This window comes from Streptomyces sp. NPDC096310 (assembly GCF_044763125.1).
Lineage (GTDB): Bacteria > Actinomycetota > Actinomycetes > Streptomycetales > Streptomycetaceae > Streptomyces.
Map to the genome: position 1 here is coordinate 94534 of NZ_JBIWFO010000023.1, position 25096 is coordinate 119629.

Here is a 25096-nt window from a genome sequence, read left to right on the forward strand (position 1 = left end):
CTGCGGTGGGGCGCGGTGGGGGACGGGCGGGGGCGTGACAGCACTGCCCCCGTCGCGGTACGAGCCCCCGTCGCGATATGAGGACCGGTCACACAGGCGAATGGTTGTGTCGACCTCGAACGAATTTCTGTGTGATCTGGGTTACAGGAGATGTGCGTGTGGGTAACGGGACCGATTCAGGGTCCGTACGGCGGGAACGCGGCCGCCCCGCCCGGAGCGCGGGTCTCACTCGGGCAGCGCCTGAAGGGGCGTCAGCCCGTCCTTCTCCGCGCCGCGGTTCAGCATCGTGCCTTGTGTACGTTCGAAGGCCAGCCGGTAGCGGGCGAGTTGCTCCTGCGTGTACTTCTTCCCGTCGGCGCCCTTGCCGTCCTTGACCGCCTGCGCCGGGCTGAGGAGCCGGTAGTCCGTGACCGCGCCCGCCGGCAGGGAGTCGGGGTCCTCGTGGTCCTCCGGGTCGGGCGGGGTGTCCACGAACGTGGGCACGTACTGCGCCTTCACATCCCACTCACCGCCCCGCTTGGTAAAGGTGAACCAGCCGATGACGCCCTCCTCGGACGTACCGCTGGGCACCTCGTGCCGGGCGACCTGGTTGCCCAGACCGTAGGCGAACCAGGTGTTGCCGACCTTCTCCATCGGCTGTACGACATGGGCGTGGTGGCCGATCACCAGGTTGATGCCAGTCTTCTCGGCGATGCGCTTCGCGAGCTTCATCTGCGAGGTGCTGGGCTCCGGCTGGTGCTCGCGCCCCCAGTGGATGCTGAGGATCACGACATCCGCGCCCGCCTTGCGCGCCGCGCGCTCGGCGGCGGCGATCGCCTTGAAGGAGGTCTTGTTGACCAGCCACGGCTTGTCGGCGGGCACCTCGTGCTTGACGAAGCCGAAGGCGAAGGAGATCTGCGCGACCTTCACGCCCTTGACGTCCACGATCAGCGGCGTCTCGGCCTCGGCCTGGGTCCGGGCGGAACCGGTGTGCTTCAGACCGGCCGCGTCGAGGGCGTCCAGCGTGCGCTTCACCCCCGCGGGGCCGTGGTCGATCGTGTGGTTCGACGCCGTCGAGCAGGTGTCGTAACCGATGTCCTTGAGCGTGGTGGTGATGTCCGGCGGGATCTGGAAGTTCGGGAAGCCCTCGTACGGGCCGCCCTTCTTGGCGATCACCGGCTCCATGTGACAGATCGCCAGATCGGCCTTGCTGATCACCGGCTGCACGCCCGCCATCAGCGGGCCGAAGTCCAGCGCCTTGCTGTCGCCGCCCGCCGCCTTCGCGTCCTTGGCCGCCTGGTCGATCAGGGGCGGGTGGATCAGTACGTCACCGGCCGCGGCCACCGTGAACGACGGACCGCCGCCCTTCGCCCCCTCGCTCCCACCCGCGTCGTCACCGGAACCGAACGCGGAACAACCCGCGACGGTGGCGGCGAGGGCGACGATCGCGGCCGCGCGCAGGGCGGTACGCGTGGTGCGCGGGGCCGTGCGGGGCACTGCGCGGGACAGGGGGAGGGATCTCTTCACACCGGTATTTTGACCCGCATATGACACGATCTCCGACCGTGAAGATAACAATCATGGCAAGCCTGCTGGTCGCAGCCCTGATCGCGGTGGTTGTGGTGATCGTCACCCCCCTGCTGGGCGGGTCCTCGGACTCGTCCTCGCCGCCCGCCGGAGACGGCGACGGCGCCACCGAGGTCGACCTGGAACGCCGGATAGCCGACTTCGCCACGGTCAAGGTGGCGGACGCCCGCTACCTGCCACCCCAGCGCGTCGAGCGCGACATCCTCGCCGAGGGCGTCGCGCTGTACGTGGACGGCAAGCACGAGGAGGCCGAACGCAGGCTGGCGGAGGTCGACTTCGGCGTACGGATCCTGCGCGACTCGGTACGGACGCCGGCCACGGCCGGTTCCGCCGCGTCCGATGCCGGTGTCGCGTCCGAAGCGAGCGCCGCGTCCGACGCGCCGGGCCGCCGGTACGCGGAGATCGCGGACCGGGCGGGCGAGAACATGCGCGGCTGGGGGCGCGTGTACGTGGCCCTCGACGACCCGGTCCACTTCTCCGTCCAGGTGCCGCACCCCGTCGCGGACGCGTACAGCGACCTGCTCGGCGTCGGCATCCTGCGCTCCGCGCCGGGCGGCGTGCTGGTGATGGCCGGGACGCACCGTACGGCGGGCGAGGGCAAGGCCGCCGATGTGGCGCACCGCCGCGACACGGTCTTCCACGCCGTCTGCGCGGAGCTGGTCGCCCGCCGGCTGCCCGGGATCCAGGTGCACGGATTCGCCGACAACAGCGCCCCCGACCACGACCTGGTCGTCTCCACGGGCGCGGGCGAGACGGCCCGCCCGCAGGCCGTCGCGCTGGCCCGCGCCCTGACCGACGACGGCTTCCGGGTCTGCCGCGCCTGGTCCGCGACGTGCCCGCTGGCGGGCCGCAAGAACAAGCAGGGCGTCCTCGCAGCCGAGAAGGACGTCCCGTTCCTCCATGTGGAGACCAGCCGCACGGTCCGTACGGACCCCTCCCGGATGCGTGACGCGATCGAGGCGATGGCGGCGGCGGTGCGCCAGTGGGCCTGAGCCCGGTGGCGGGAAACGGGCAGACCAATCGTGGTCTTCTGCTGCCGGAGCGGTCCGTGATCCTCCATAGTGAGGCGGCATGAGGTGTGAACGGTGCGGGAACGGCCAAGGAGTCTCGCTGCCGGGCATGAGATGTCCCGTATGCGGCACGGTCGCCGAGGAGTTCTGGGACGGACAGGACGGACCGGGCACGGTGGACGCGCCGGGCGGCCCCGGTGGACGGGGCGAGTCCGGTGGACCCGGTGGACCCGGTGGACCCGGTGGACCTGGTGGACCTGGAGGACCGAACGGCCCAGGCGGCCCAGGCGGCCCCGGCGGGCAGGACGGCCCCGATGGGCCGGGCGCGGTGGACGAGCGGGAGGTGTTCCTGGCGTACGAGCCGCCGCCGCTGGAGGAGGACCTCTGGGTCTCCAGGACGATGATGCCGGGCGCCGGACCGGACCCGGGCGGCCCGTCCGCCGGCTCCTCCGGCCCGCCCGCGCGCAAACGTCTGCTGATCACCGTGGCGGTGGTGGCCCTCGGCTGCCTCGGTGCGGCGGCCGCCGTGGTCGCCGGTACGGGGGGCGGGGGCGACGCCGGGCGTGATGCCACCGGCGCCGGGCAGCCGCCGCGGATCGGCTCCCCCGAACTGCCGGGACTGGGCGGCACGGTCACCCCGAGCACCGGCCCCGGCGACGGCGCGGGCGACGGTACGGGCACGGGCGACGGTTCGGGCGCGGGCGAGGCGGGCGGCGCGCTCCCCGGACCCGGACCGTCCGCGACCACGGCCGCACCCTCGCCCTCCGGCTCCGGCGCGGCCCCCGGCCACGGCCCCGGCGCCGGGGAGTGGGCCGGGCCCGGCTGCACGACCGGCACGTACCGCGAGCACGGCCGCTTCGAGAACGGCAAGGCCGCCTGGTACACCGTCACCAAGGGTGGCTACAAGGGGGACACGTGCGACGGGCGGTTCTCCGCCGTGCCGATGTCCGGCAGCCCGAACATCGACCGGGGCTCCAGCGCCGTCTGGTCCTGGAAGCTCGACGCGTCGTACGAGAAGTGCGCCCTCGCCGTGTACGTGCCGGACAGCGGCCACGATGCCGACGCGGCGGGCGATCCCACCGTCTACCAGGTGCTCGCCGATCCGGCGGACGGCACCTCCGGCTACAAGGCCTTCGGCGTACGCCAGACAGCGCACCGCGGCAGCCTGGTCCCGGTGGGCAGCTACCCGGTCAAGGGGAAGACGTTCTCCGTACGGCTGGTCGACCGGGGCCAGGACTGGGGCAGCCAGGAGCGCTTCGGCGCGCACCACGCGGCGGCGCAGATGAAGGTCACCTGCGCGTAGGCCATGTGTGGGCGGGGCACGTGTGCGTAGGCCATGTGTGCGCGGGTCACGTGTGCGCGCGTCACGTGTGCGCGGACGCCCGGGATACGGGCCCCGCCAGGTCGTTGAACGCGATGCCGTTGGTGAGGGACGTGAGCCCGCTCTGCACTCCGTCGATCTTGACCGTCTGCCCTGACACGTGTTTCACGTACACCCGCAGGAGGAACGTCCGGGTGCCGCAGGCGGGGTCGACCGGGATGCCGGAGAGCGCGGAGTAGCCGACGGCGTGATGGGCGTCGTCGGTGACGGTCCGGCGGGCGGACGCGCTGTGCGTGCGGCAGGCGTGCCCCGTCGTGTCGAGCTGGATGAACTCCAGGCGGGTGTCCACGACCGCGTTCTCGCCACGGGGGTATGCCTCCATCGCGTCGGCGCAGGAGGCGGTTCCCCGGTAGCACGTGGTCAGTTCGACATTGGCCCGGGCCGAGACGGTGGCCGCGTCCGGGTGGGCCCGCCACTGGTGGACCGGTGTGCCGTCGTCGTAGAAGACCCAGGCTTCCCGGCGGGCCGGGCCGCTCCCGACATAGGTGCAGGAGGCGTCCGGGTCGGCGCTCTCACAGGCGGGGTTCTGCCACCAGTGCGCGCCGGGCCGATCGGTTTCGTCGGCCTCCAGCCAGGTACTGCCCGCGACCGCCGTCAGGTGGTAGGTGCCCGGCAGGGTCGAGTAGGCGCTGCCCTGGAGCACACAGGTGTAGCGGCCCGCCACGGGCGCGGTGAGGAGCAGGTCCGCGTAGAGGGGCAGATGGCCCGGGATCGCGTACGTGGTGGTGTCGCTGCCTTCGTGGTTGCGGGCCGACGCCGCGACGACGGGCACGGTGGCTCCCGCCGCGTTCAGGCACCTGACGCGCTGGGTCAGCCCGACGATCCCGGTCGTCGTACTGGTGGCTTCCAGCCGGCCGCGCAGGTGCCGTTTCTCCCCGGCGGCCAGCGTCATCGTCCGCCGGAGCAGATCGACCGTGGCGCCCCGGGGAATGGCGGTGTCGGTCGCGAGGGTGAGACGGGTCGTGCCGGCGGCGGCCTCCGCACCGCCGCTGCCGGCGCCGGCCGCTTCGGGAGGAGCGGACACGAGGAGCACCAGCACCAGCGCCACCGTCGAGACGGTCGCGAGGGTGCTGCGGACGACATTCGCCATGGAGGTGATCATGCGCGCGGTGCCCCTGCTCTTCTCGGCGCCCATCGGGCGGTCGTGCGGCGGGAATCAGGGTCGGGAACGGGCCGGACTCAGGGACGCGCGGCGCCCATGCACACCTTGTCCAGCGGGTAGCCCCCCAGGTTCGCGATGCCGATATTGCTGCTGAATCCTCCGGAGACCAGCGTGCGGTCCGCGTGGTAGCCGTCGATGTAGATGCCCCAGACCGTCGCGTTCACCGGCAGGTTGTTGTCGTAGGAGACGATCGTCCCGAAGGTGAAGGCGAAGTCCTGCGGAGAGAAACACGCGTTGGTGCTGCCACTGAGTATCCGGTTGCCGCGGAAGTTGATCTCGTCGTAGATGCAGATCCGGTTCGCCGGGCACGGGCCGTCCGCGGCGGCCGGTGCGGCCGTCGCCAGCATTCCTCCCGCCACGCAGAACAGTGTCGATGCGAAGGCGGCGATCGTCTTCCACTTCACGTGGATTCCCCCAAGGAAGAGATGTGGCTTTCGAAAGGCGGTGCCCTGCCGGTGTCCGCCCCCGGACCGCTGGAGCCGGGGGCGGACGGATGTACGGCTTGCTCGATCAGACGGTCGGTGAAAGGCCGAGGTACGTCCCTCCGACGTACCCCGTCGCGTCCACCGCTCCGCTCTGGGTGAGGGTCCGTCCGAAGCACACGGACCAGGAGTTCGCCCCGACCCCCGACGACGCGCATTCCCAGACGCCCAGGCGTTCAAGGCCCTTCCACAGGGTCGCCTCCGCCGACGTGCGGTAGAGGACGGAGCGGTTGTTGCGGACGATCACCGCCGCCTGCGCGCCGGTCCCGTTCCCACCGGACGCCCTGACCGCGCAGACCTGCGCGAGCACATCCGTCGCGATGCGTTCGGTGGTGGCGCAACGCCACAGGCTGGAGCTGGAGGTGATCGGATTCGTGTTGCCGTAGGGACGCCAGCTTCCCTCCGCGGCCGCTGCCGTACCGGCGGTCGCGATGTTCAGCCCGACAACAGCGGTGACGGCGGCTGTCAGTCCTGCGGCCATCTGCGTTACTCGCATGTTTCCCCCCTGGAAACAGACTTTCTCCGTTGAGCCCCCGGCGCATTCCGGAGGCCCGTGATGGTGACGGACCCGATGTTGCCGGGGCGCCGACGGGAAGTCGTTGTCGGAGAGTCGCTACGCCTTGACGGTGCGTCTACCGTCGTCCCCGGTGGCGCCGTCCCCACCCGTGTTCCGCCCGATGGGATTCCTGTTGAAGCGCCGGTCCCGAGGGGAGGAGAGTGGAGGAGCAGTGGCAAGCCGGTCGGGGACTCGATGAGAGACGGTGGGGCGCATGCTGGTCGAGACGGTGTTCCGGAGTGAGGACGTGCCCGCGGAGGACCGGTTCGCGCGCTATCGGGACCTCATGAGCCGGGCGTACGCCCCGATGGAACTGCGCAGCGAGCACGCGGCCGACTTCCGGGTGCACCAGCGCCTGATCGGGCTCGGTGCGGTGTCGGTATGGCCGGGGGAGTTCCAGCCGCTGGTCTTCCGGCGGACACCGAAGCTGATCAGGCAGTCCGACCCCGAGGTCTACCAGCTCACCCTCGTCCTGAAAGGCAGAGGGAGGCTCACCCTGGGCCGGCAGGAGGCGGTCTGCGACGCGTACGAGTTCCATTCGAACGACTCGTCGCGGCCGTCCGAGACGTGGACCGGCCAGGAGGCGACCGGGATCGTGGGGTCGAGTTTCCCAAGGCACGGATGCCCCTGCCGAGGGGCCGGGCCGATCAGGCGATCGGGCGGCGGATGTCGGCGAAGGAAGGGGTGGGCGCGCTGCTGGCCCAGTTCCTCACCCAACTGACCCGCAGCACCGACCAGTACACCCCGGACGACGGACCCCGTCTGGGGACGGTTCTGACCGACCTGGTCGCCGCGCTCTTCGCCCACACCCTCGCCACCGAAAGGTCCCTGACGCCGGAGGCCCACGGGCGAACGCTGCCCCTGCTCATCCAGGCGTTCATCCAGCAGCACCTGCGCGATCCCGAACTCACCCCGCCCTCGATCGCCGACGCCCACCACATCTCCCTCAGCTATCTGCACCGTCTCTTCCAGGACGAAGGCACCACCGTCGCCTCCTGGATACGGCGGCAGCGTCTGGAACGCGCCCGCCACAACCTCGCCGACCCCGCGCTGCGCGAGGTACCCATCCACTCCATCGCCGCCTGCTGGGGATTCACCCATCCCACCGACTTCAGCCGCGCCTTCCGCAGGGCCTACGGTGTCCCTCCCAAGGACTACCGCCACCGCGCCGCCCACTCCACGGCGCGGACGGGAGGCTGACCTCCGGCAACCGACCCGTCACAGCGGAACAGCCGGCCGGAGAAGCCGACGGTTCGTCATGCACGTTCGGGGTGAAGGCGCCTTTTCCGTGCAGGAATTGACTTTCTTTCAAAACAGTCGCCTGCCACGCGCCTTGTTTCCGCCGAGTCACTTGTGGAATGGTGAACTTCCTCGTGCACGGTCAATGGCCGCTTTTCTGCTCCCTCGTGCGAAATCGCGGGCCGCCGACCATGCGGTCCCGCAGCGCCCCGCCGAAAAGGTATGTACCAGTAGAGGGTCTGCTTTTCAGGCCAGAACTTCTGCGCGTCCCATTGCGCCCTGGAAGGAAGTGTCACGGTGCACACCCCTCACCCCCCACGCCCTGCCTACCCGCCCCGTTCCGCCCCGCCGGCCCCCGGCCCCGAGGATTCCGACGCACGCCTGCTCACCACCCTCAGGGCAGGGGCGGGCGCCGGGGACGGCTACCCCGTGGCGCTGCTGATGGCGCGGCACTGGGAAGCGGTCCACGACTACGCGGCGGTCTGCCTCGCCTCCCCGGCGAAGAGCGCGTCGGTGGTCGCCGCCGCGACCTTCCACCAGGTGCTCGACGCCCTCGGCCGGGCCCGCCCCGGCGCCGCGCTCAGACCCCAACTCCTCGTCACCGTACGGGATCTGGTGGGGTCGTGGTCGGCCGCCGAGCCCGTCAAGGACGTCCTTCCCGAACTGCGGAGACCCGTGGTGGAGCGCGGGACGCGGGCGGCGAAGGCGCGCGGGGCCGACCGCAGGAAGCTCGCCGTTCGCTCTTTTCGGGCGATGTCGGGAACCGCGCAGTGCCTGCTCTGGCACACCGAGGTCGAGGCCGAGCCCATATCCGTACCGGCGGCATTGCTCGCCCTCGATACCGATACGGCACTCGTCGAACTGGAACAGGCGCGCGAGGAATTCCGGAGAGGCTGCCTGCGGGCGCACATCGAAATCGCCCCGAAGCCGGAATGCCGGTATTACAACCGTCTGCTCGATGTCCCCATTCGCCGGGGCGGCACCCTGCTCCCCGACGTACGGAACCATCTCGCCGAGTGCGCGCACTGCCGGGACGCCGCCGACCAACTCGGCCTTTTCCACGGCAAGCTGGACGTCCTGCTCGCCGAGGCCGTACTGGGCTGGGGTGCCCGCCGCTATCTCGACCTGCGGGCCCGCGCCCGTACGGCCGGCTCCCGCGACGGCGCCGCCCCGCGTCCCGCCGGCCGCCACTCGGCGCCGGGCCGGCAGCGGCTGCTGCCCGCGCTCACCGCGCTGAACCGGGTCTCCTCCCTGTCGCCGGCCCCCTCCCGGGTGCTCTTCGCCGGTCTGGGGGCCGGTTCCGCGGTGCTGCTCGCGACCGTCCTCGCCGTCAGCCTGTGGCCCGCGCGGCACGGCCACGACGACTACGGCTCCGCCGCGTCCAGCAGCGCGTCCGCCCCCTACCCCGCGCACTCCGGCTCGGCGGGCGGGGACGGCCAGGCCCCGCCCGACCCCTCCGGCATGGCCACCGGCCCCCAGGACATCCGGCTGCGCAACGCCGGGGCCGGCCTCTGCCTGGACATCCGCGACCCGCGGCCCCGGCGCGGCGCGGCGACCACCATGGCGGCCTGCTCCTCGGCCGGCACCCAGCGGTGGTCGTACGAGGAGGACGGCCTCCTGCGCAGCGCGGCCGAGCCCGGACTGTGCCTGAACTCCCACGGTGTCGACGGCGTCGCCGTCCTCGGCCGCTGCGCCACCCGCCCGGCCCGAGCCGCCGACGTACGGTACGACCTGACGGTGCGGGGCGACCTGATCCCCCGCTGGCAGGACGACCTCGCGGTGGCCCCCGTGTCCCGGGAAGCGGACGCCGATGTGGTGGTGCGCCCCCGCGACGGCTCCCCGGACCAGCGCTGGCTGACCGACCGGGTCGCGACGACCTCGGACTCCCGCCCCATCACCGAACCACCCCCGGCCTCCGCCACCCACCCCGTCACGGACCCGTCCCCGTCGGCCCCGCGCCCCAACCTGCCGGACCCGATGACCGGGATCCGGCTCGCGGAGCGCCCCTGACACCGGACGGGCCGTCACCGGGGGACGTCGCACCGAGGGGACGTCACGCCCGGGCCCCGGTCTCCGCGCGGACCTTCTCGTACAGGACCGGGTCGTGGGCGGAGAAGACCGCGAGTCCGGGGTCCCCGGCGCGGTACAGCTCGGCCAGGCGGGCGTGGTTCTCCCCGACTCGCTTCCGGTCCTGGGCGATGAGGGTCTCCATGGCCCGCAGGGCGGCGGGGACGGGCGTACGGCCGTCGAGCGTGCCGCGGTGGTAGAAGGCGTCCCCGGCGTGCAGCAGCCAGCGGGTGCCGGTGTCGACGGCGACGCACGCGTGTCCGCGGGTGTGGCCGGGGAGGGGGAGGAGGACGATCCCGGGGGCGACGGCGTCCAGCTCCCTCGCCGCGGCGAATCCCCGCCATGTCTCGCCGCCCGGGCCGTGCTCCACGATGCGGGGACCATGCGCCCACTGGGCCGGCCGGTAGCGGATCCTCTCCCGCCGGGACGGGGCGGCCATGGACCCGAGCACCTCCGCCGCCGTGAGGTGGACCTGGGCGTGCGGGAAGTCGGCGAGACCTCCGATGTGGTCCGCGTCGGCGTGGGTCAGGACGATATGCCGTACGTCCTCCCGCGCGAGGCCGAGCCGTTCGACCTGGCGGGCGGCGGTCTCCTCGGCCCGCAGGACGGGCCGGACGACATGGCGGGACGGACCGAAGCGCCGGGGATCCGCGACGTCCGCCAGGCCGAGACCGGAGTCGACGAGGACGAGCCCGCCCGCCGTCTCGACGAGGAGGACATGGCAGACCAGGTGCGCGGTCGGCAGGAGCATCGTGCCGCAGTTGAGATGGTGGACCTTCATGGGGCTCCCCGGTGGCGTCGGTCTCAGAGACCTCGGGCGGCGAACGCGGGGGGCGTGGTGTGGACGAGCGAGGGGTGGGGCTCGTCACCGGCCATGGAGAGCAGGCCCTTGAGACAGCGGGCCGCCAGCAGCCAGTTCCTGGGGTTCCGCAGGTTCAGGCCGCCGATGAGCTGCTTGAGCATGGTCAGGGAGTCGAAGTAGACCCGTTCGCACACCAGGTTCTCGTCGGCGTCGAAGAGGAAGTACGCGGTCATGCGCACCCGGAAGCGGCTGCCGGTCGCCGGTATCGCGCCGAGCGGGCCGAGGTGGGTGCCGAGCAGCCAGAACTCGGTGATCACGGCGTCCTCGCTGTGGCGGAAGGCGATGATCTCGTGGTCCTGGTCGGGGAAGGCGACGCGGGTGTCGTGGTAGTAGCCGCGTACGGCCCCGTCGCCGTCGTGGACCTGGAGGGTGGGGATCAGCTCGTAGTGCGGGTGCGGGAACGTCGACAGCACGTCGTCCCACTCCTGGCGGACCTCGTCCCGGAAGTGGTCGAGGACGAGCTTCTGGCGGGCCGCGCGGATCTCGTCGGTGAGCAAGGGATGTCCTGTCCGTTCGGCCGGGCGCGAGGCCCCCGGGGTTCCGGCGGCGGTCTTCGCCGACCGAACACACTTATGGTATATGTCTCTGGCGACGCTAGACTTGCGCTGTAAGTGATGTCAAGGGGCGCCGATACGGTCGCCGCGTCACGCCCCGAGCACAGGAGGCCGCACCCGATGAGTGTCCGAGGAACCGGCCGGGGCAGACGCCTCGGGCTGACTCGGGAGAAAGTGATCGCCGCGGCGCTCAAGGTGATCGACCGCGACGGGCACGACTCCTTCTCGCTGCGGCGGCTCGCCACCGAACTGGACGTCGAGGCGATGTCGCTCTACAACCACGTCCCCAACAAGGAGGCGATCCTCGACGGCGTGGCGGATCTGCTGCTCGCCCGGATCGACTTCTCCGGAGCGGACGCGGGCACCTGGCAGGACCGTATCCGGGCCCACGCCGTCGCCTTCCGGGCCGCCGCCCAGCGCCACCCCAAGGCGTTCCCGCTGGTCTGCGTACGTCCTACGCGGTCACCGGCGTCCCTGGAATCCATCCGCTCCGCACTCAGCGGCCTCGCCGAACTCGGCCTGTCGCCGGAGGAACAGGTCCACGCGCTGCGCGGCTACGTCGCCTTCATCGTCGGCACGATCATGCGGGAACTGGGCTCCGCCATCACGGTGGGCATGGTCGGCCCCGATCAGGTGCGGCAGCGGATCGACGAGATCACGGCGACGGGGGACCCGCTCCTCGCCGCCACCGCGCCCCACCTGGCCGTCAGCGACCACGAGGTGGAGTTCCACTACGGCATCGAGATGCTGATCGCCGGACTGGCGACCCGGGCGGGCGTCCCGTACGACGGCGGCCCGCCGCCCGGGGACCCCCGCCGCGCTCCCGCGCGCTGACCCCAGGCCACGGACCAGACACCCCGGGATCTCCCCGAGCGGCGCGTCCGCCGGACAGGCGGCCAGGTCGATCGCGTCCTCGACGGCCTGGTTGGCGCCCTGGGCCAGGAACGGGAGCATCGGGTGGGCCGCGTCGCCGAGCAGGGTGATCCGATCGGTGGACCAGGTGCGCAGCGCGGGACGGTCGTGCAGCGCCCACTGGTGGGTGGACTCGACCGCAGCGACGTTGTCGGCGACCAGGGCCCGCCCGCTCACGCGAAAACGGCCCCGGACGAGACGTCCGAGGCCGGAAAGGACCGTCCCGGGGAGAGGCCCCGGTTCGGCACGGTCGTGCGTGGCGCCCTCGGCAGGATTCGAACCTGCGACACCCGCTTCAGGGGTTTTCTCCGGGCGGTCCTTTGGCCTGCGGAAACGACTGCTGATAGCTGTGTGGCCTGGGAAACTCTCATCGGTGGTTCTCACGTGTTCGCGAGGCCTCCCGTCCTCATGTGTGCCGAACCCGTTCCGGGTCGGCCGGAGGCGGCGACCTTTTCGGACGGGGTGAGGTGGCAGTGCGGTCTGGGGTAGTGCGGCTCCGCAGCCGGTGGCGGCTTGCGGTATGCATTTGGAGGCATATACCGTTGAATGCATGACGGAGCGGTGGGAGATCGAGATCGAACCCGAGGTGCGGGATTGGCTGGAGTTGCTTCCGTTCCGCTTCTACCGGCGGGTCGAGGACAAGACGGACCGACTGCTGGACGAGCCGACGACCCTCGGCGAGCCGTACTCGCGGCACCTGGGTGGCAAGCTACGTGAGCTCCGCTTCGAGTTGGACGGCGAAGCCGTACGCATCCCGTACTGGCTCGCGCCGGGACAGCGGATCGTGCTGCTGACGGTTTTCCGTAAGACGAGGATGCGTGAGGCGGCGGAAGTCGAGCGTGCGCATCAGGCCCAGAAGGTCTGCGAGGCCGAGCATGGCCATGCCCAGCACACGTACGAGCGGCGCAAGGAGAGCTGATGAATCACAGTACGTGGAGGACGCGCCGGGCCCGGCAGCTTGCGGGTGAGGCGGTGGAGTACGACCAGGAGTACGTCGATGCGCGGCTGGCTGGCGATCTCGGGCAGGCGGTCTACAACCGCCGGATCGAGCTCGGTCTGTCCCAGGTGGAGCTGGCAGAGCGGGCTGGGATGACTCAACCCCAGGTCTCTCGGATGGAGGGCGGTGACACCGTGCCGACTCTCCCCCTGCTGCGGCGCTTGGCCAAGGCACTGGAGGGCACGCTGAATCTGACCATCGACGAAGGCGACTCGCATGTCACCTTCACCCCGCACGCCGCCTGAGCATCTGGGGGGCGCCGGCCATGAATCCCGAAGGGCACCTATGAAAGTCCGTAGGTGCCCTTCTGCTGTGCCCTCGGCAGGATTCGAACCTGCGACACCCGCTTTAGGAGAGCGGTGCTCTATCCCCTGAGCTACGAAGGCGGGGATCTGTCGAAAAGCGTGTCTAAAACCTGGCCTTAATCAGGCTGGGCTTCGAGCTTGCTGCTGACAGGGTCATGGTGGGCTGCTCAGAGCCCGGCCACCGCAGACAGTGTAGCGGGTGGGGTGCGATCCGTAGGGGGTGCCTGCGGAGGACTCATCGTGCTCGGCGACGTGCAAGCCGGAAGCGTGCCCCGGGGCGGTGCGACGCGGCCAGGGCTACACCCTGCGGGTCAGCACCACGCCGGAGGTCCACCGCCAACTCCTCGACCGCTGCCAGCCGCTCGACAAGGCCACGGCGTTCCCAGCACGGCGCAAGGCCCGCCGCGAGTACGCGAACCGCGTCAACACCCTCGGAGAGTGACCAGATCCCCCTGGAACCTACTCGCGGGTTACTTGTTCCCTGGTGTCCGGGCCAGGACTCCAGGGCCCCTGGAAACCGATCGGTTTTCTTTTGGGTCGTTTCGAGTTAATCTCGCGGTATGACTGCCGAAGTGAAACCAAGCCCCAGGGAGCGGCTGCTGGAGGCGGCGGCCACGCTCACGTATCGAGACGGCGTCGGCATAGGCGTCGAGGCCCTGTGCAAGGCTGCGGGGGTGTCGAAGCGCTCCATGTACCAGCTGTTCGAGAGCAAGGACGGACTGCTGGCGGCAAGCCTGAAGGAGCGCGCCTCTGCCTATGTGGCGACACTCCTTCCTGTGGCCGACGACGGCCGTTCACCTCGCGAGCGGATCCTGCACGTCTTCGAGCAGGTGGAGTCACAGGCAGGTACACCCGACTTCCGGGGCTGCCGGTACCTGGCTGTGCAGATCGAGCTCAAGGATCAGAGCCATCCCGCGAGCAGGGTTGCCCACCAGGTCAAGGCGAACCTCACCGTGTTTTTCCGTTCGGAGGCCGAACAGGGCGGGGCGAGCGATCCCGACCTGCTGGCCCGTCAGCTCGGCCTGGTCTTCGACGGGGCCAGCGCCCGCGCGGGAATCGGAGCCGACAAACTGATGGGGCTCATCATGCCCACGGCGAGCACCCTGCTCGACGCGGCAGGCATGCGCTGACGCATCGCCCTTCCGGGGCACTCCCTTATTTCCCGGCGCTCGCGGGCAGCCCGATGGCGGTAAGCGTGTTTCCGGGCATGCCGCGAGCGAGGAAGCGTGCGGTCCGGTCGGCATCGGCGCCCAGGGGCAGGTGCGCGGTCTCCCAGATCCTCATCCAGCCGGCCCGGGCGACCTCGCCGATCAGGTCGTCGCCTCGCGCCTCGGCGGCTGCCGCGGTGGCGTATCCCCGCATCCGCGTCAGGAGCGTGTAGGGGTGCGTCGAGATCAGCCGCGTGTAAGCGTTCGCCATTGCTTGGAGGGCCCGCTCGCCGCCCTCCATCCCGTCGGCCGTTCCCTCGAAAGCCGAGCGGGTGTCTTCCATGCTCCGCGTCAAGGCGACGACGAAGATCGCCTTCTTGTCAGGGGAGAGCCGGAAGGGACACGGCTGCGAGACGCCGACCCGCTTGGCGATCGCCGCGCGGATGACGCTCTCCCGCCTGTCCTGCGCGCTGATCCTTTCCGTGTCTTCGTTCTCCCCGCTTGAGCTTGCACGCGAAAACTGATCGGTTTACTGTGAAGCGAAACCGATCGGTTTTCAAGAGGTGCGGGAGTCATGATGACGACGGATCGGCCGGTGGCACTCGTGACGGGTGCGTCATCCGGCACCGGCAGGGAAACCGCGCTCGCGCTGGTCGCGGCAGGTTTCGACGTGGTCGGCACAAGCCGGGACGCCGCACGCGTCACCCCCCTCGACGGGGTTGCGTTCCTCGACCTCGATGTCGCCGGTGATGCCTCGGTCACCGCTGCGGTCCAGGAGGCGATCGGGCGTTTCGGGCGGATCGATGTCCTGGTCAACAACGCCGGCGTCGGCTCGATCGGTGCGGCCGAGGAGACCTCCGCCGTGCGGGCCCAAGCGGTCTTCGACACCAACTCGTTCGGGGTCATGCGCATGGTGACGGAGGTCCTGCCGTACATGCGCGCTCAGCGGCACGGGCGCATCATCAACATCTCGTCCGTCCTCGGGTTCATGCCTCAGCCTTACATGGCCGTCCACGCGGCCTCCAAGCACGCGATCGAGGGCTACTCCGAGTCCCTGGACCACGAGGTCCGTGAGCTCGGCATTCGGTCGCTTCTCGTCCAACCCGCCTATACCCGGACCGGGTTCGAGACCAACAGCGCGAAGCCCGACACGCCCCTGCCCGCCTATGCCAGGCAGCGCCTCACGGTCGACCGCGTGATGGCGGAGGCGGTCAGGGACGGCGACGACCCCGCCGTCGTCGCCAAGGCGATCGTCGCGGCGGCGACCGACGTCAAACCGAAGCAGCGTCACACCGCCGGCCCCACGGCCGGACGCGTGAGCACACTGCGCCGCTTCGTTCCCGCCCGGACCTTCGACAAGCAGATCCGCAAGATCAACCAGCTGGCCGGCTGACACGCAGGCTCACGCGGAGACGGCCGCCCAGCTCAACGACTTCGCCTCACAAGGCGCCAGACAGCGAACCGTCGTACCCCGTGCTGTCCCGCCCTTGAATCCCGAGCAGCCCACGGGCCTTCCGAACAGCTGACCCACTCCAACCAGACAAAGGACATTCTGATGTCAGAGCGCAATCCCATTCTGGTCACCGGTGCCGCCGGCGAGATCGGCGGTGTGAGCCGGACGATGGTCGACATGCTCCTTGACCAGGGGCACGCGGTACGCGCGTTCGTACGGCAGGACGACGAGCGCGCGGAGTCGCTGCGCCAGGCCGGGGCGGAGGTCTTCGTCGGCGATCTGCTCACCATCGCCGACGTGACCGCCGCACTGCAGGGTGTCCGGCGCATCTACTTCAGCATGAGCCTGTCGCCGTACTACACCGACGCCGTCAGCCTGATGGCCGCGGCGGCGCGCGCCCAGGGCGACATCGAGGCCTTCGTCAACATCTCCGAGTACGAGCAGTCGTTCATGACGTTCGACAAGATGACCGCGCCGGAGGAGGAGCGGCGTGCGTGGCTCGGCGGACTCATCGCGAACTGGTCGCCGCAGCAGCGGGCCCACTGGGTCGCCGAGCAGGTGCTGGACTGGTCCGGACTCCCGACCGTCAACATCAGGGGGGCCATGTTCGTCGAGAACCCCCTGATGACCTGGCTGGCGCTGGAGCCACTGAGCAGGGGTGAACTGCGCCTGCCCTTCGGTGACCACCGGCTCGCGCCCATCGCGGGCTACGACGTGGCGGAGCTGTGCGTGAAGATCCTGGCAGACCCGGCACCGCACATCTCCCAGTCCTACGAGCTCAACGGCCCCGAGCTGAAGGACATGTACGGGTTCGCGGAGGACTACGCGGCCGTGCTGGGACGCCCGGTCACCTACGTTCCCGAAGACGTCGAAACCTGGAACGAGACCTACATCGACCCCGCCCTGGCCGCGATCCCGCACACCGCGGAACACCTCAAGACCCTGACCCGGCTGATGGGCGGCGGTGGATACCGAGGCACCACCGACCAACTGGAGACCCTGCTCGGACGCCCCCCGAAGACCGTGCGGTGGGCACTGGAGAACCACCCGCGCATCCGGAAGCTCGCGACAGCCTGAGCCTCTGAGCGGTTCGCAACGGAACCGGAACGCCATGCGGGAGACCTTGTCCTGAGAACTCCCGCGTGGCGGCGGCCTCTGGTGAGCGTGGCGCGGCCTGGCCGCAGCTCTGACGGACCCTCCGAAGGTCCCGGCGCAGCACGGACCGCAGTTCGGTAATCCCGATGTGTGCCGAGAATTTCGGCAGAGGGTGCTCATGTCCACCGTCACCTTCAGCCCGCCCACCGCGTCATCACGGACGCCGACCTCCCGAACTCCGTCGTGGTCCGTTACAGGAGCGGGAGAGGGGCTGGTGATCGGTGGCGCACAAAGTCGGTAACGTCCTCGGTTCCCCAGCCGTAACCGCCGGGTGTGGGTGATACCGGTCCCGGGCGTGCCGATGTGCACTGAAATGCTCGGCAACCCCTGCCGGCCTGGCGGTCGGCATCATGCTTTGCGGTGTCATCGCCCTCCTGGTTTACGGGGAGGAGCCGCGTTGATCAGTCCGCTGGACGCTACGAGGCTCGTGCACTTGGCACGTGGAAACCGATCGGTGTACTCTTGAAACCGATCGGTTTCCAAAGTATTCGTCATTCACGGGTCGTCGGCGCAGCGTCAGCCGGTGCGGTTGATCGCCAAACTGGTGCAGAGATCGGTCTCGAAACGCGCGGCGGCCCCTCGCGTACTGATCGCGTGCGTACTCAACACCTCGGGAGTCAAAAGCCATGTCTTCTCACACCACCTCCACCATCTTCGTCATCGGTGGCACAGGGGCTCAAGGGATGCCCGTCGTCCGCGCTCTTGTCGCCGACAAGAAGTACTCCGTCCGAGTCCTCACCCGCGATTCCAAAAGCCCCCGAGCCCAGGCCCTCCTCGCGCTCGGCAACGTCTCCCTTCTTGAAGGGTCGTTCGCCGACGAAGATGTGCTGCGGGAAGGGTTTCGCGGCTGTGACGGGGCTTTCGTCAACATCGACGGGTTCAATACCGGCGAGAAAACCGAGACCTACTGGGCCATCCGCACCTACGAGATGGCGATTGAGGCAGGAATCAAATTCTTCGTCTACGGAAACCTCGACTACGCCCTCAAGAAGTCAGGATATGACTCCAGGTTCCGCACCGGCCACTATGACGGCAAGGGCCGCATGGCCGAATGGGTACTGTTCCAGAACGAAAAGAACAGCGACAGAATGGGGGCGGCGGTCTTCACTTCGGGCCCCTACATCGAGATGGTGATCTCACCGCTCACACCCATGCAGCCCAGCATCGAGGACGGCGTCGTCACCTGGCGGGTCCCTCTCGGCGACGGAGCCGTTCCGCACGTGGCCCTCGAAGACTGCGGATACTACGTCCGCTGGCTCTTCGACCACCCGGAGCGCTCTAATGGAATGGACCTTGAAGTCGCTATCGAGCACATGACCTACACCGACATGGCTGCGGCGTTCGAGAAGGTCACCGGGCATCCGGCGCAGTATATCGACACGGACCTGGACGCTTATTGGAGCAGTCCGGACCTGGCGGGGCTTGTCGATGCCCCTGCCGGATACAATGCCGATCCCCACGACAAAAGCACCATGAGCTTCCGCGACAACTTCACGGGCTTCTGGAATATGTGGAAGTACGGAATCATCACCAGGGATTATGCTCTGCTCGACGAAATTCACCCCAACAGGATAAAGAGCGCTGAGGAGTGGTTCCGTCGAGAAGACCAGGCGGGAAGGGACTCCGGCAAGGGAAGCCTCTGGGAGAGGGTCCAGCCGGAGAACTGGAGCATCGACTCCGCGGTCCTCAAAAGCAGTGCGGATTTCAGGACGGGCAAGTTGTAAACGGTTGGTGGGAATGGTGCCGGCGTACATCTGAACGTAGTCGGTAACGAGCTCGTGCATGGCTGGCGGTGGCACGTCGAGACCTTGATCGTTGATTATGGTCCGTGTGGTGGGGAACCGGACTCGTGCAGCAATCATCCGTAGTCAGCGGATCACTGGACTGGCGCCCGAAGTGATCGCCGAACTCGTTGCGGAGATCGGCCCGTTGTGGCACGAGCGCCACCAGACGAAGCTCGCCGCACGTCCTCGACGCAGGCCGTGGGCGCCGGGGCCGAACACAAACTGGTCTTCGTGGACCGCCTGCCGGCCACGTTGGTGCACCTGCGACACGGCGCCAGTCACGACGTGTTGGCCTGCTGGTTCAGCGTCGACCGTTCCACCATTACGCGTGCGATCGGTGCAGTGCGCCCGTTGCCGGCCGCACGTCATCGACTATCTCGGCACCGAAAGACGCACCGGGATCATCGACGGGACCGAGGTCCGGGTGCGCCGCCCGGCCGCCGGGCGTAAAGACCGGGAGAAGTTCATCTCCGGGAAGAACAAGCAGAGCGCCGTGAAATCCATGGTCGTCACGGACTCCGAGGGGCGGCTGCTGTTCTGCGGCCCGGCCGAGCCGGCCGGCCTCGCGGCTATTGAGGATCTGGCACGGGCAGCAGTCGCTGTAGCAGTGACTGCTCCAGTTCGATGAGGATGGATTCGCTGGGGGCGTGCTGGCCCGGCAGGGTGTGCCACAGGACGAGTTGGCCGTGCAGGGCGGTCCACAGGTGTATGCCTACGGCCTGCGCCTCTGCTCGACGATCAGGGGCCGTTTCGGCGAGGTAGGCGTCCACGGCGTCGGTCCATGCCCGCAGGACGGTGCCGATGGGGGGTTCGTCGGTGGAGGTCCGGCGCTTGGGCTCGTATTCCAGGCTGAACATCAGCCGGTACCGGCGGGGCTTGTCGATGGCGAACCTGCGATAAGCGGTGACGATGGCCCGCATGCGCTCCCACGGCCCCGCGCCCGCCGCGGCCGCCGTTTCGCCGGCCTCGCTCATCACCTCGGCCAGTGCGCTGTAGGCGGCGTCGAGCGCGGTGGAGACCAGTTCGGCCTTGTCCTTGAAGTGCAGATAGACGCTGGGTGCGGAGATGCCGACCTCGCGGGCGACTCCCCGGAGGGAGAGCGCGTCCTCGCGTCCCGTCTCCTCCAGGATGCGGGTTGCCGCGTCGAGGATCTCCTGCCGCAGGCGGTCTCCCTCGCCCCGCGCATTGGGTGCCCGCTTGACCTGCGACTTCATGGCCTCCTCCTCACTGACCGCACTCTACCGGCTGCCCTGGCGCCCCTGCCCTCGCGGCGGGCGCCGACAACTGTGCGACAGGGGAGAGGGGGATGCTTCCACGCCTTCGATTAACAGTGTTAGGCTAGCGATCAGTTTCACCTTACGGTGTTAGTCGATGGTGGAAAGGACCTGCCATGCCCCCCACGTCGCCCACTCCCGCGTTCGTGCTCGCCCGCCCGAAGGACGCGCCCCTGGCCCCTCCGCCGCAGTTCGCGGATCTCCGCGAGAAGAGCCCCATCACCCGGGTCACCCTGCGGGAGGGACTCAGCCCGTGGCTGGTGACCCGCTGGGAGGACGCCCGCGCGGTGCTGGGCAGCCCGGCGTTCAGCAGCGACCCGAACCACCCCGGCGCGCCCAACGACCGGGAAGGCCGGATGCGGAGTCCGCGCGGTTTCTTCGCCAATCACGACGACCCCGTCCACGCGACGATGCGCCGCACTCTGACCCGGGAGTTCATGGTCAAACGCATCGCCGCGCTGCGCCCGGCCGTCGCCCGGCTGACCGACGAGCTCCTCACCGCCATGAGCGAACTGAGCGGCCCCGTCGACCTGGTGGAACACTTCGCACTGCCGCTGCCGTCCCTGGTCATCTGCGAACTGCTCGGCGTCCCCTACGAGGACCACGCCTTCTTCCAGGAGCAGTCCAAACCGCTCGTCGACCAGAAGGCCACGGCCGAGGAAACCTGGCAGGCGTTCGCGAACCTCTCCGAGTACCTGCTGGAACTCGTGCGAACCAAGCGGACCACCCCCGGCGACGACGTGCTCACACGGCTCGCCGAGCAGGTGGACGAAGGCGTGATCACCGACCAGGACGCCGCCGACCTGGGCGCCTTCCTGCTGTTCGCCGGGCACGAGACGACGGCGAACATGATCACTCTGAGCACCATCACCCTGCTTCAGCACCCCGATCAGATCCCGCACCTGCTCGCGGGACCGGACCAGGTCGCGGTCGCCGTGGACGAACTCCTGCGCTACCTCACCATCGTGCACTTCGGGCTGCGCCGCACCGCCGTCGAGGACGTCACCATCGGCGGCGTCACCATCCGCGCGGGCGAAGGCGTGATCATCTCCATCAACGTCGCCAACCGCGACCCGGAGTTCTTCAACGCCCCTGACGACCTCGACCTGGAACGCGCGGGCGCCCGCCAGCACCTGGCCTTCGGCTACGGCATCCACCAGTGCCTCGGCCAGCCGCTGGCCCGCGCCGAACTCCAGATCGTCCTGCCCGAACTCTTCCGCCGGCTCCCGGACCTGAGGATCGCCGTGCCGATGGAGGAGATCTCCTTCAAGCAGGACACCGCCGTCTACGGAGTCCTCGAACTGCCCGTCACCTGGTGACCCGAACCCCGTAACGAAGCCCCCACAGAAGCAGGCAGAACCATCATGCGTGTAGAAGTCGACGTTCCCAAGTGTGTCGCCTCGGGCCAGTGTGTGATGCTCGCCCCCGATGTCTTCGACCAGCGAGACGAGGACGGCATGGTCGTCCTCCTCGACGAGACCCCTCCCGCCGAACTCCACGACGCCGTCCGTGAATCCGCCACCGTCTGCCCCGCGGCCGCGATCCGCCTGGGGCAGTCGTGAGCGGGCCCCCGACCGGCCGGGTGGTCATCGTCGGCGCCTCCGCGGCCGGGCTCGCCGCCGCCGAAACCCTCCGCCGGGAGGGCCACACCGGCGCCATCACCCTCATCGGTGACGAACCCGCCGCCCCTTACGACCGTCCGCCGCTGTCGAAGGAGATCCTCTCCGGCGCCTGGAGCCCCAACCGGCTGCCCCTGCGCACCGAGGCCGACCTCGACGCCCTCGGCCTGGACGCCCGTTATGGCCGCGAGGCCATCGGGGTGGACCTTGCTGACCGGACGGTAGTCCTGGCCGACGGTACGCAGGTGCCGTACGACGCACTGATCGTGGCCACCGGAGTCCGCCCCCGGCGCCTTCCGGGCGTACGGGCCCACACCTTGCGCACCCTGGACGATGCCCTCGCCCTGAAGGACCGCCTCGGCCCGAACCGCACGCTGGCCGTGGTCGGCGCCGGGTTCCTCGGCGCCGAGGCCGCGTCGGTGGCGGCCGGTCTGGGCACCCGGGTGAGCCTCCTGGAACCGGCCTCCGTCCCGCTGGCCCACGCGGTCGGCGAGGAGATAGGCCGCGTCCTCGCCCAGGCCCACCTCGACCACGAGGTGGACCTGCGCACCGGAACCGGGGTCAGCGAGGTCGTCCCCGGCGGCGTACGCATGGACGACGGCAGCGTGGTCGAGGCCGACACGGTGCTGGTGGCCGTCGGCTCCCGGCCCAACACCGAGTGGCTGACCGGCAGCGGCCTCACTCTTGAGGACGGGCTGGTCTGCGACGAGTTCTCCGCCGCCGCACCCGGGGTGTACGCCGCGGGCGACGTGGCCCGCTGGCACAACCCGCTCTTCGGCACCTCGATGCGCGTCGAGCACCGCACCCACGCCGCAGAGCAGGGCATGGCCGCCGCCCGCAACCTCCTCGGCGCCGGCCGGCCCTTCGCACCCGTCCCCTACTTCTGGTCCGACCAGTACGACATGAAGATCCGCGCCTACGGCTACCTGCGCGGCCACGACGAGATGCGGATCGCCGAAGGCAGCCTGGAGAAACGCAAGTTCACCGCGGTCTACCGCACCGGCGACCGGCTCACCGGCGTCCTGTCCGTCGGCATGCCGCCCAGGAGCATCCGCCCCTGGCAGCAGGCCATCGCCGCCCGCACCTCCTGGCGTCGGGCGACATCCCTCCTGGAAGGAGCGGCAGCATGACCGACCCCACCGACTTCGAAGGACGGGGCGCCATCGTCACCGGCGCCGGCTCCGGCATCGGACGCGCCGCCGCGCTGCGGTTCGCGAGCCTGGGAGCCAGGGTTCTCGTCGCGGACATCAATCCGGTCGGTGCCGAGAACGTCGCCAAGGAGATCGAAGCGAGCGGCGGCACCGCCCGCACGGTCGTCGGCGACCTCAGCGACCAGGTCACGGTCGACGAGGTGATCACCACCGCGGTCGACTCATTCGGCGACCTTAGTGTGCTGGTCAACAACGCCGGGATCATGGACAGCATGACCGCCACCGCCGAGGTGAGCGACGCGGAATGGGAACGGGTCATCCGCATCAACCTGACCGCCCCGTTCCTGCTCACCCGCGCCGCCCTGCCGCACATGCTGGCGCGTGGCAACGGCGCCATCGTCAACACGGCCTCGGAGGCCGCCCTGCGCGGCAGCGCCGCCGGCACTGCCTACACCGTCTCCAAGCACGGCATCATCGGCCTGACGAAGTCGACCGCGGTCATGTACCGGGACCGCGGCATCCGCGTCAACGCCATCGCCCCCGGCGGCACCCAGACCCCTATCACCGACTCGGTCACGTTCGATGGCGACGGCGCCTCAATCATTGGCCGCTACCAGGAGAACGTGGGCCGCGTAGCCGCCGCGGAAGAAGTCGCCGCGGCCATCGTGTTCCTCGCCTCGCACGCGGCGAGCAACATCAGCGGCGCCGTACTCCCCGTCGACAACGGCTGGTCGGCCATCTGACCCGGCCCCGCGAGCGGTGCCCGGCACAGCCCGACCGCCGGGCACCGCAGTCTTCGAACGCTCGCCGGCCTGGACCATGCACGCATGGCGCCATGCCGACTACGAACCGCTCATCCAGCACTCTGAATCGCCGGTCACCTGGGCCGCGATCACGCTCATGACCAGGCGCATCACCCGCAGGCGGTCCCGCCGCACCGGCCAGTCGGCACCTGCGACAAAGGCAGGGATGACGTTCAGCCGGACCATGGCCACCCGGGTTCCCACCGGATACGCGCTGTCAGCCGGCTGCCGCCAGCGCGGCCAGCGCCCTCTGGCTGAGCGTGATGAGGTGCCGCCGGTCGTCCGCGGACAGGTTGACGAAGCGTTGCGCCAGCAGTTCGGCGATGGCCGCCTGGATCTGCTCGCCCAGGGCCGCACCCTGTTCGGTGCGGGTGAGCCGGATGACTCTGCGGTCGTGAGGGTCCGACTCACGGCGCACCAGCCCGCGCCGGGCCAGCCGGTCCACCATGCCGGTGACGTTGGACTTGTCGCAGCCCAGCGCGCGGGCCAACTCGCCGAAGGAGGGGGAGGCGTCATTGAGCTGGCACAGCAGCTCGACCTGCTGCCAGGTCAGCTCGAAGTCGCGTGCGACCTGCGCGTAGATCGCGCCCATCTCGCGATGCAGTACGCCCAGCACGGTCGCCAGTTCCCAGTCGGCTTCACTCATACCAGCAGTCTAGATGCTGGACAGTTGACATCCTCGACATTATTGGTTGAGGATCTCAACCATGGAAGAAAAAGTTGCCATAGTGACGGGAAGTTCGCAGGGCATCGGGAAGGCCGTCGCGCTGCGGCTCGGTGCGGAACGGATGAGCGTGGTGGTGAACTACCGTTCAGCGAAGGATGCGGCCGAAGAGGTTGTCGCGGAGATCGGCGCGGCCGGTGGCCGCGCGGTCGCGGTGGGCGCGGACGTGACCGAAGAGGGTGCGATAGCAGGACTCTTCGAAGTCGCCGAGCGGGAGTTCGGTGGGTTGGACGTTCTGATCAGCAACGTCGGGTTGAACGTGCCGAGCCCCCTCGCCGAGGCCACCGACGAGGACTACGACCTGGTTTTCGGCACGAATGTGCGGGCCACGTTCGTCGCGATGCGCGAGGCGGCGCGGCGGATCCGGGACGGTGGACGGATCGTGTCCATCTCCAGCGGCGCGGCGGTGATGGCCCGGGCGTAACACGCACCGATGGCCTGCTGGCGGCGCCGAAATCGGCCTGGGAACCGTGGGCGGCGGGGACGCCGCTCGGCCGGCTCGCCGAACCCGAGGACATCTCGGACGTGGTCGCGTTCCTGGTGTCGGACGGCGGACGGTGGATCACCGGGCAGTCCGTGCACGCGGGCGGCGGCGCGTTCTAAGTGGGCCGAACCGCCCACTAAAGGTGCTCGGGGCCCGAAGGTGACGTGCCGGGCATGGCCGTGCACTGGTGGATGCCCAGGACTTCCGCCTGCCTCGCCAGTTGCCTCTCCGTCATTGGGCGGTGGCTGAGGTTTCGCGCCCTCACTTGGCTGTAAACCGATCGGTTTCCTGTGCGAGATCAAGCGGTGCTCCCGTCGAGTCGCGTCATCGGCTGCGACTGCCCGGACGGCGTCGCTCAAGCGCTCGCGGCGGCGTACAGGGGGGATGTGGCGGGGGCGGTCGCACTGG

At 69.5% G+C, this 25096-nt stretch carries 29 protein-coding genes, 1 tRNA gene and 2 pseudogenes; 20 read left to right on the forward strand and 12 right to left on the reverse strand.

The genetic code is table 11. The features are described from left to right. Nucleotides 1-225: 225 nt before the first annotated feature. A complete protein-coding gene (locus ACIQ7D_RS30690; protein WP_403943217.1) occupies nucleotides 226-1440 on the reverse strand; it encodes a CapA family protein in 1215 nt (404 codons plus the stop codon). Between the two features lie 119 nt (nucleotides 1441-1559). Between ACIQ7D_RS30690 and ACIQ7D_RS30695 the strand changes: the two genes are divergently transcribed. Continuing rightward, on the forward strand, nucleotides 1560-2558 hold the full coding sequence (locus ACIQ7D_RS30695; RefSeq protein WP_403943151.1) for a hypothetical protein: 999 nt from the start codon (nucleotides 1560-1562) through the stop codon (nucleotides 2556-2558). A gap of 346 nt (nucleotides 2559-2904) precedes the next feature. Beyond that, nucleotides 2905-3879: an adhesin gene (locus ACIQ7D_RS30700; RefSeq protein ID WP_403943153.1), complete on the forward strand. Its 975-nt coding sequence runs from the start codon at nucleotides 2905-2907 to the stop codon at nucleotides 3877-3879. A 61-nt stretch (nucleotides 3880-3940) separates the two neighbouring features. On the opposite strand, the gene ACIQ7D_RS30705 is transcribed toward ACIQ7D_RS30700, so the two are convergent. From ACIQ7D_RS30705 to ACIQ7D_RS30715, 3 genes are all read right to left on the reverse strand, one after another. Further along, nucleotides 3941-5092 carry a hypothetical protein gene (locus ACIQ7D_RS30705; protein WP_403943156.1) on the reverse strand — a complete coding sequence of 384 codons (1152 nt, stop codon included), beginning with the start codon at nucleotides 5090-5092 and terminating at the stop codon, nucleotides 3941-3943. Between the two features lie 44 nt (nucleotides 5093-5136). Beyond that, entirely contained in the window at nucleotides 5137-5523 is a 387-nt protein-coding gene (locus ACIQ7D_RS30710; protein WP_403943157.1) for a peptidase inhibitor family I36 protein, read from the reverse strand. A gap of 106 nt (nucleotides 5524-5629) precedes the next feature. Next, nucleotides 5630-6097, reverse strand: a complete 468-nt coding sequence (locus ACIQ7D_RS30715) for a hypothetical protein (protein WP_403943160.1) — start codon at nucleotides 6095-6097, stop codon at nucleotides 5630-5632. A 274-nt stretch (nucleotides 6098-6371) separates the two neighbouring features. On the opposite strand from ACIQ7D_RS30715, the pseudogene ACIQ7D_RS30720 reads away from it, so the two are divergent. Further along, nucleotides 6372-7357, forward strand: a pseudogene (locus ACIQ7D_RS30720) (helix-turn-helix domain-containing protein). Nucleotides 7358-7693: 336 nt separating this feature from the next. Beyond that, the gene (locus ACIQ7D_RS30725) at nucleotides 7694-9406 is read left to right on the forward strand and encodes an RICIN domain-containing protein (RefSeq protein ID WP_403943162.1); all 1713 of its coding nucleotides are present in this window, start codon (nucleotides 7694-7696) and stop codon (nucleotides 9404-9406) included. Between the two features lie 43 nt (nucleotides 9407-9449). On the opposite strand, the gene ACIQ7D_RS30730 is transcribed toward ACIQ7D_RS30725, so the two are convergent. Both ACIQ7D_RS30730 and ACIQ7D_RS30735 read right to left on the reverse strand, forming a co-directional pair. Then, nucleotides 9450-10244: an MBL fold metallo-hydrolase gene (locus ACIQ7D_RS30730; RefSeq protein ID WP_403943165.1), complete on the reverse strand. Its 795-nt coding sequence runs from the start codon at nucleotides 10242-10244 to the stop codon at nucleotides 9450-9452. 23 nt (nucleotides 10245-10267) lie between these two features. Further along, nucleotides 10268-10822 (reverse strand): ester cyclase, encoded by a 555-nt coding sequence (locus ACIQ7D_RS30735; RefSeq protein ID WP_403943168.1) that lies wholly within the window; start codon nucleotides 10820-10822, stop codon nucleotides 10268-10270. Nucleotides 10823-10999: 177 nt separating this feature from the next. Between ACIQ7D_RS30735 and ACIQ7D_RS30740 the strand changes: the two genes are divergently transcribed. Beyond that, nucleotides 11000-11713, forward strand: coding sequence for a TetR/AcrR family transcriptional regulator C-terminal domain-containing protein (locus ACIQ7D_RS30740; protein WP_403943170.1), 714 nt, complete (start codon nucleotides 11000-11002; stop codon nucleotides 11711-11713). Nucleotides 11714-11785: 72 nt separating this feature from the next. Here ACIQ7D_RS30740 and ACIQ7D_RS30745 read toward each other — a convergent pair. Further along, nucleotides 11786-12343: pseudogene (locus tag ACIQ7D_RS30745) on the reverse strand (FAD-dependent monooxygenase); the annotation flags it as partial. Between ACIQ7D_RS30745 and ACIQ7D_RS30750 the strand changes: the two are divergent. After that, a complete protein-coding gene (locus ACIQ7D_RS30750; protein ID WP_403943173.1) occupies nucleotides 12342-12710 on the forward strand; it encodes a type II toxin-antitoxin system RelE/ParE family toxin in 369 nt (122 codons plus the stop codon). The pseudogene ACIQ7D_RS30745 and the gene ACIQ7D_RS30750 overlap by 2 nt on opposite strands. Next, nucleotides 12710-13033: a helix-turn-helix domain-containing protein gene (locus ACIQ7D_RS30755; protein WP_403943175.1), complete on the forward strand. Its 324-nt coding sequence runs from the start codon at nucleotides 12710-12712 to the stop codon at nucleotides 13031-13033. The genes ACIQ7D_RS30750 and ACIQ7D_RS30755 overlap by 1 nt, the downstream gene beginning before the upstream one ends. Nucleotides 13034-13101: 68 nt before the next feature. On the opposite strand, the gene ACIQ7D_RS30760 is transcribed toward ACIQ7D_RS30755, so the two are convergent. Further along, nucleotides 13102-13174 (reverse strand) — tRNA-Arg (locus ACIQ7D_RS30760). A gap of 199 nt (nucleotides 13175-13373) precedes the next feature. On the opposite strand from ACIQ7D_RS30760, the gene ACIQ7D_RS30765 reads away from it, so the two are divergent. Next, nucleotides 13374-13535, forward strand: a complete 162-nt coding sequence (locus tag ACIQ7D_RS30765; RefSeq protein WP_403943177.1) for a hypothetical protein — start codon at nucleotides 13374-13376, stop codon at nucleotides 13533-13535. A gap of 118 nt (nucleotides 13536-13653) precedes the next feature. Then, a complete protein-coding gene (locus tag ACIQ7D_RS30770; protein ID WP_403943180.1) occupies nucleotides 13654-14223 on the forward strand; it encodes a TetR/AcrR family transcriptional regulator in 570 nt (189 codons plus the stop codon). Nucleotides 14224-14248: 25 nt separating this feature from the next. Here ACIQ7D_RS30770 and ACIQ7D_RS30775 read toward each other — a convergent pair whose 3' ends face one another. Then, nucleotides 14249-14584 carry a hypothetical protein gene (locus tag ACIQ7D_RS30775; protein ID WP_403943182.1) on the reverse strand — a complete coding sequence of 112 codons (336 nt, stop codon included), beginning with the start codon at nucleotides 14582-14584 and terminating at the stop codon, nucleotides 14249-14251. Between ACIQ7D_RS30775 and ACIQ7D_RS30780 the strand changes: the two genes are divergently transcribed. From ACIQ7D_RS30780 to ACIQ7D_RS30800, 5 genes are all read left to right on the forward strand, one after another. Beyond that, nucleotides 14583-14765 (forward strand): hypothetical protein, encoded by a 183-nt coding sequence (locus tag ACIQ7D_RS30780; RefSeq protein ID WP_403943183.1) that lies wholly within the window; start codon nucleotides 14583-14585, stop codon nucleotides 14763-14765. The two genes, ACIQ7D_RS30775 and ACIQ7D_RS30780, sit on opposite strands and share 2 nt — an antisense overlap. Before the next feature lie 53 nt (nucleotides 14766-14818). Continuing rightward, nucleotides 14819-15634, forward strand: coding sequence for an oxidoreductase (locus ACIQ7D_RS30785; protein ID WP_403943219.1), 816 nt, complete (start codon nucleotides 14819-14821; stop codon nucleotides 15632-15634). Between the two features lie 162 nt (nucleotides 15635-15796). Continuing rightward, a complete protein-coding gene (locus ACIQ7D_RS30790) occupies nucleotides 15797-16771 on the forward strand; it encodes an NmrA family NAD(P)-binding protein (RefSeq protein ID WP_403943184.1) in 975 nt (324 codons plus the stop codon). A 704-nt stretch (nucleotides 16772-17475) separates the two neighbouring features. Continuing rightward, nucleotides 17476-18573 carry an NmrA family NAD(P)-binding protein gene (locus ACIQ7D_RS30795; protein ID WP_403943187.1) on the forward strand — a complete coding sequence of 366 codons (1098 nt, stop codon included), beginning with the start codon at nucleotides 17476-17478 and terminating at the stop codon, nucleotides 18571-18573. Nucleotides 18574-18831: 258 nt separating this feature from the next. Then, nucleotides 18832-19083, forward strand: a complete 252-nt coding sequence (locus ACIQ7D_RS30800; protein WP_403943189.1) for a transposase family protein — start codon at nucleotides 18832-18834, stop codon at nucleotides 19081-19083. A 119-nt stretch (nucleotides 19084-19202) separates the two neighbouring features. On the opposite strand, the gene ACIQ7D_RS30805 is transcribed toward ACIQ7D_RS30800, so the two are convergent. Next, nucleotides 19203-19847, reverse strand: a complete 645-nt coding sequence (locus ACIQ7D_RS30805) for a TetR/AcrR family transcriptional regulator (protein ID WP_403943190.1) — start codon at nucleotides 19845-19847, stop codon at nucleotides 19203-19205. Between the two features lie 176 nt (nucleotides 19848-20023). Between ACIQ7D_RS30805 and ACIQ7D_RS30810 the strand changes: the two genes are divergently transcribed. Genes ACIQ7D_RS30810 through ACIQ7D_RS30825 form a run of 4 tightly spaced genes read left to right on the forward strand, consistent with a single transcriptional unit; the run spans nucleotide 20024 to nucleotide 23420 of the window. Then, complete coding sequence (locus ACIQ7D_RS30810; RefSeq protein WP_403943192.1) at nucleotides 20024-21226, forward strand: cytochrome P450; 1203 nt, start codon at nucleotides 20024-20026, stop codon at nucleotides 21224-21226. Nucleotides 21227-21271: 45 nt separating this feature from the next. Continuing rightward, nucleotides 21272-21469 (forward strand): ferredoxin, encoded by a 198-nt coding sequence (locus ACIQ7D_RS30815; protein ID WP_403943195.1) that lies wholly within the window; start codon nucleotides 21272-21274, stop codon nucleotides 21467-21469. Next, the gene (locus ACIQ7D_RS30820; protein WP_403943197.1) at nucleotides 21466-22656 is read left to right on the forward strand and encodes an NAD(P)/FAD-dependent oxidoreductase; all 1191 of its coding nucleotides are present in this window, start codon (nucleotides 21466-21468) and stop codon (nucleotides 22654-22656) included. The genes ACIQ7D_RS30815 and ACIQ7D_RS30820 overlap by 4 nt, the downstream gene beginning before the upstream one ends. Next, nucleotides 22653-23420, forward strand: a complete 768-nt coding sequence (locus tag ACIQ7D_RS30825; RefSeq protein ID WP_403943199.1) for an SDR family NAD(P)-dependent oxidoreductase — start codon at nucleotides 22653-22655, stop codon at nucleotides 23418-23420. The genes ACIQ7D_RS30820 and ACIQ7D_RS30825 overlap by 4 nt, the downstream gene beginning before the upstream one ends. 99 nt (nucleotides 23421-23519) lie before the next feature. On the opposite strand, the gene ACIQ7D_RS30830 is transcribed toward ACIQ7D_RS30825, so the two are convergent. Together ACIQ7D_RS30830 and ACIQ7D_RS30835 are read right to left on the reverse strand one after the other, a co-directional pair. Next, entirely contained in the window at nucleotides 23520-23666 is a 147-nt protein-coding gene (locus ACIQ7D_RS30830) for a hypothetical protein (RefSeq protein WP_403943202.1), read from the reverse strand. Nucleotides 23667-23697: 31 nt separating this feature from the next. Further along, nucleotides 23698-24126 (reverse strand): MarR family winged helix-turn-helix transcriptional regulator, encoded by a 429-nt coding sequence (locus ACIQ7D_RS30835; protein ID WP_403943204.1) that lies wholly within the window; start codon nucleotides 24124-24126, stop codon nucleotides 23698-23700. 46 nt (nucleotides 24127-24172) lie between these two features. Between ACIQ7D_RS30835 and ACIQ7D_RS30840 the strand changes: the two genes are divergently transcribed. Both ACIQ7D_RS30840 and ACIQ7D_RS30845 read left to right on the forward strand, forming a co-directional pair. After that, a complete protein-coding gene (locus ACIQ7D_RS30840; RefSeq protein ID WP_403943206.1) occupies nucleotides 24173-24628 on the forward strand; it encodes an SDR family NAD(P)-dependent oxidoreductase in 456 nt (151 codons plus the stop codon). A 17-nt stretch (nucleotides 24629-24645) separates the two neighbouring features. Continuing rightward, the gene (locus ACIQ7D_RS30845; protein ID WP_403943221.1) at nucleotides 24646-24807 is read left to right on the forward strand and encodes an SDR family oxidoreductase; all 162 of its coding nucleotides are present in this window, start codon (nucleotides 24646-24648) and stop codon (nucleotides 24805-24807) included. The last annotated feature ends 289 nt before the right edge of the window (nucleotides 24808-25096 follow it).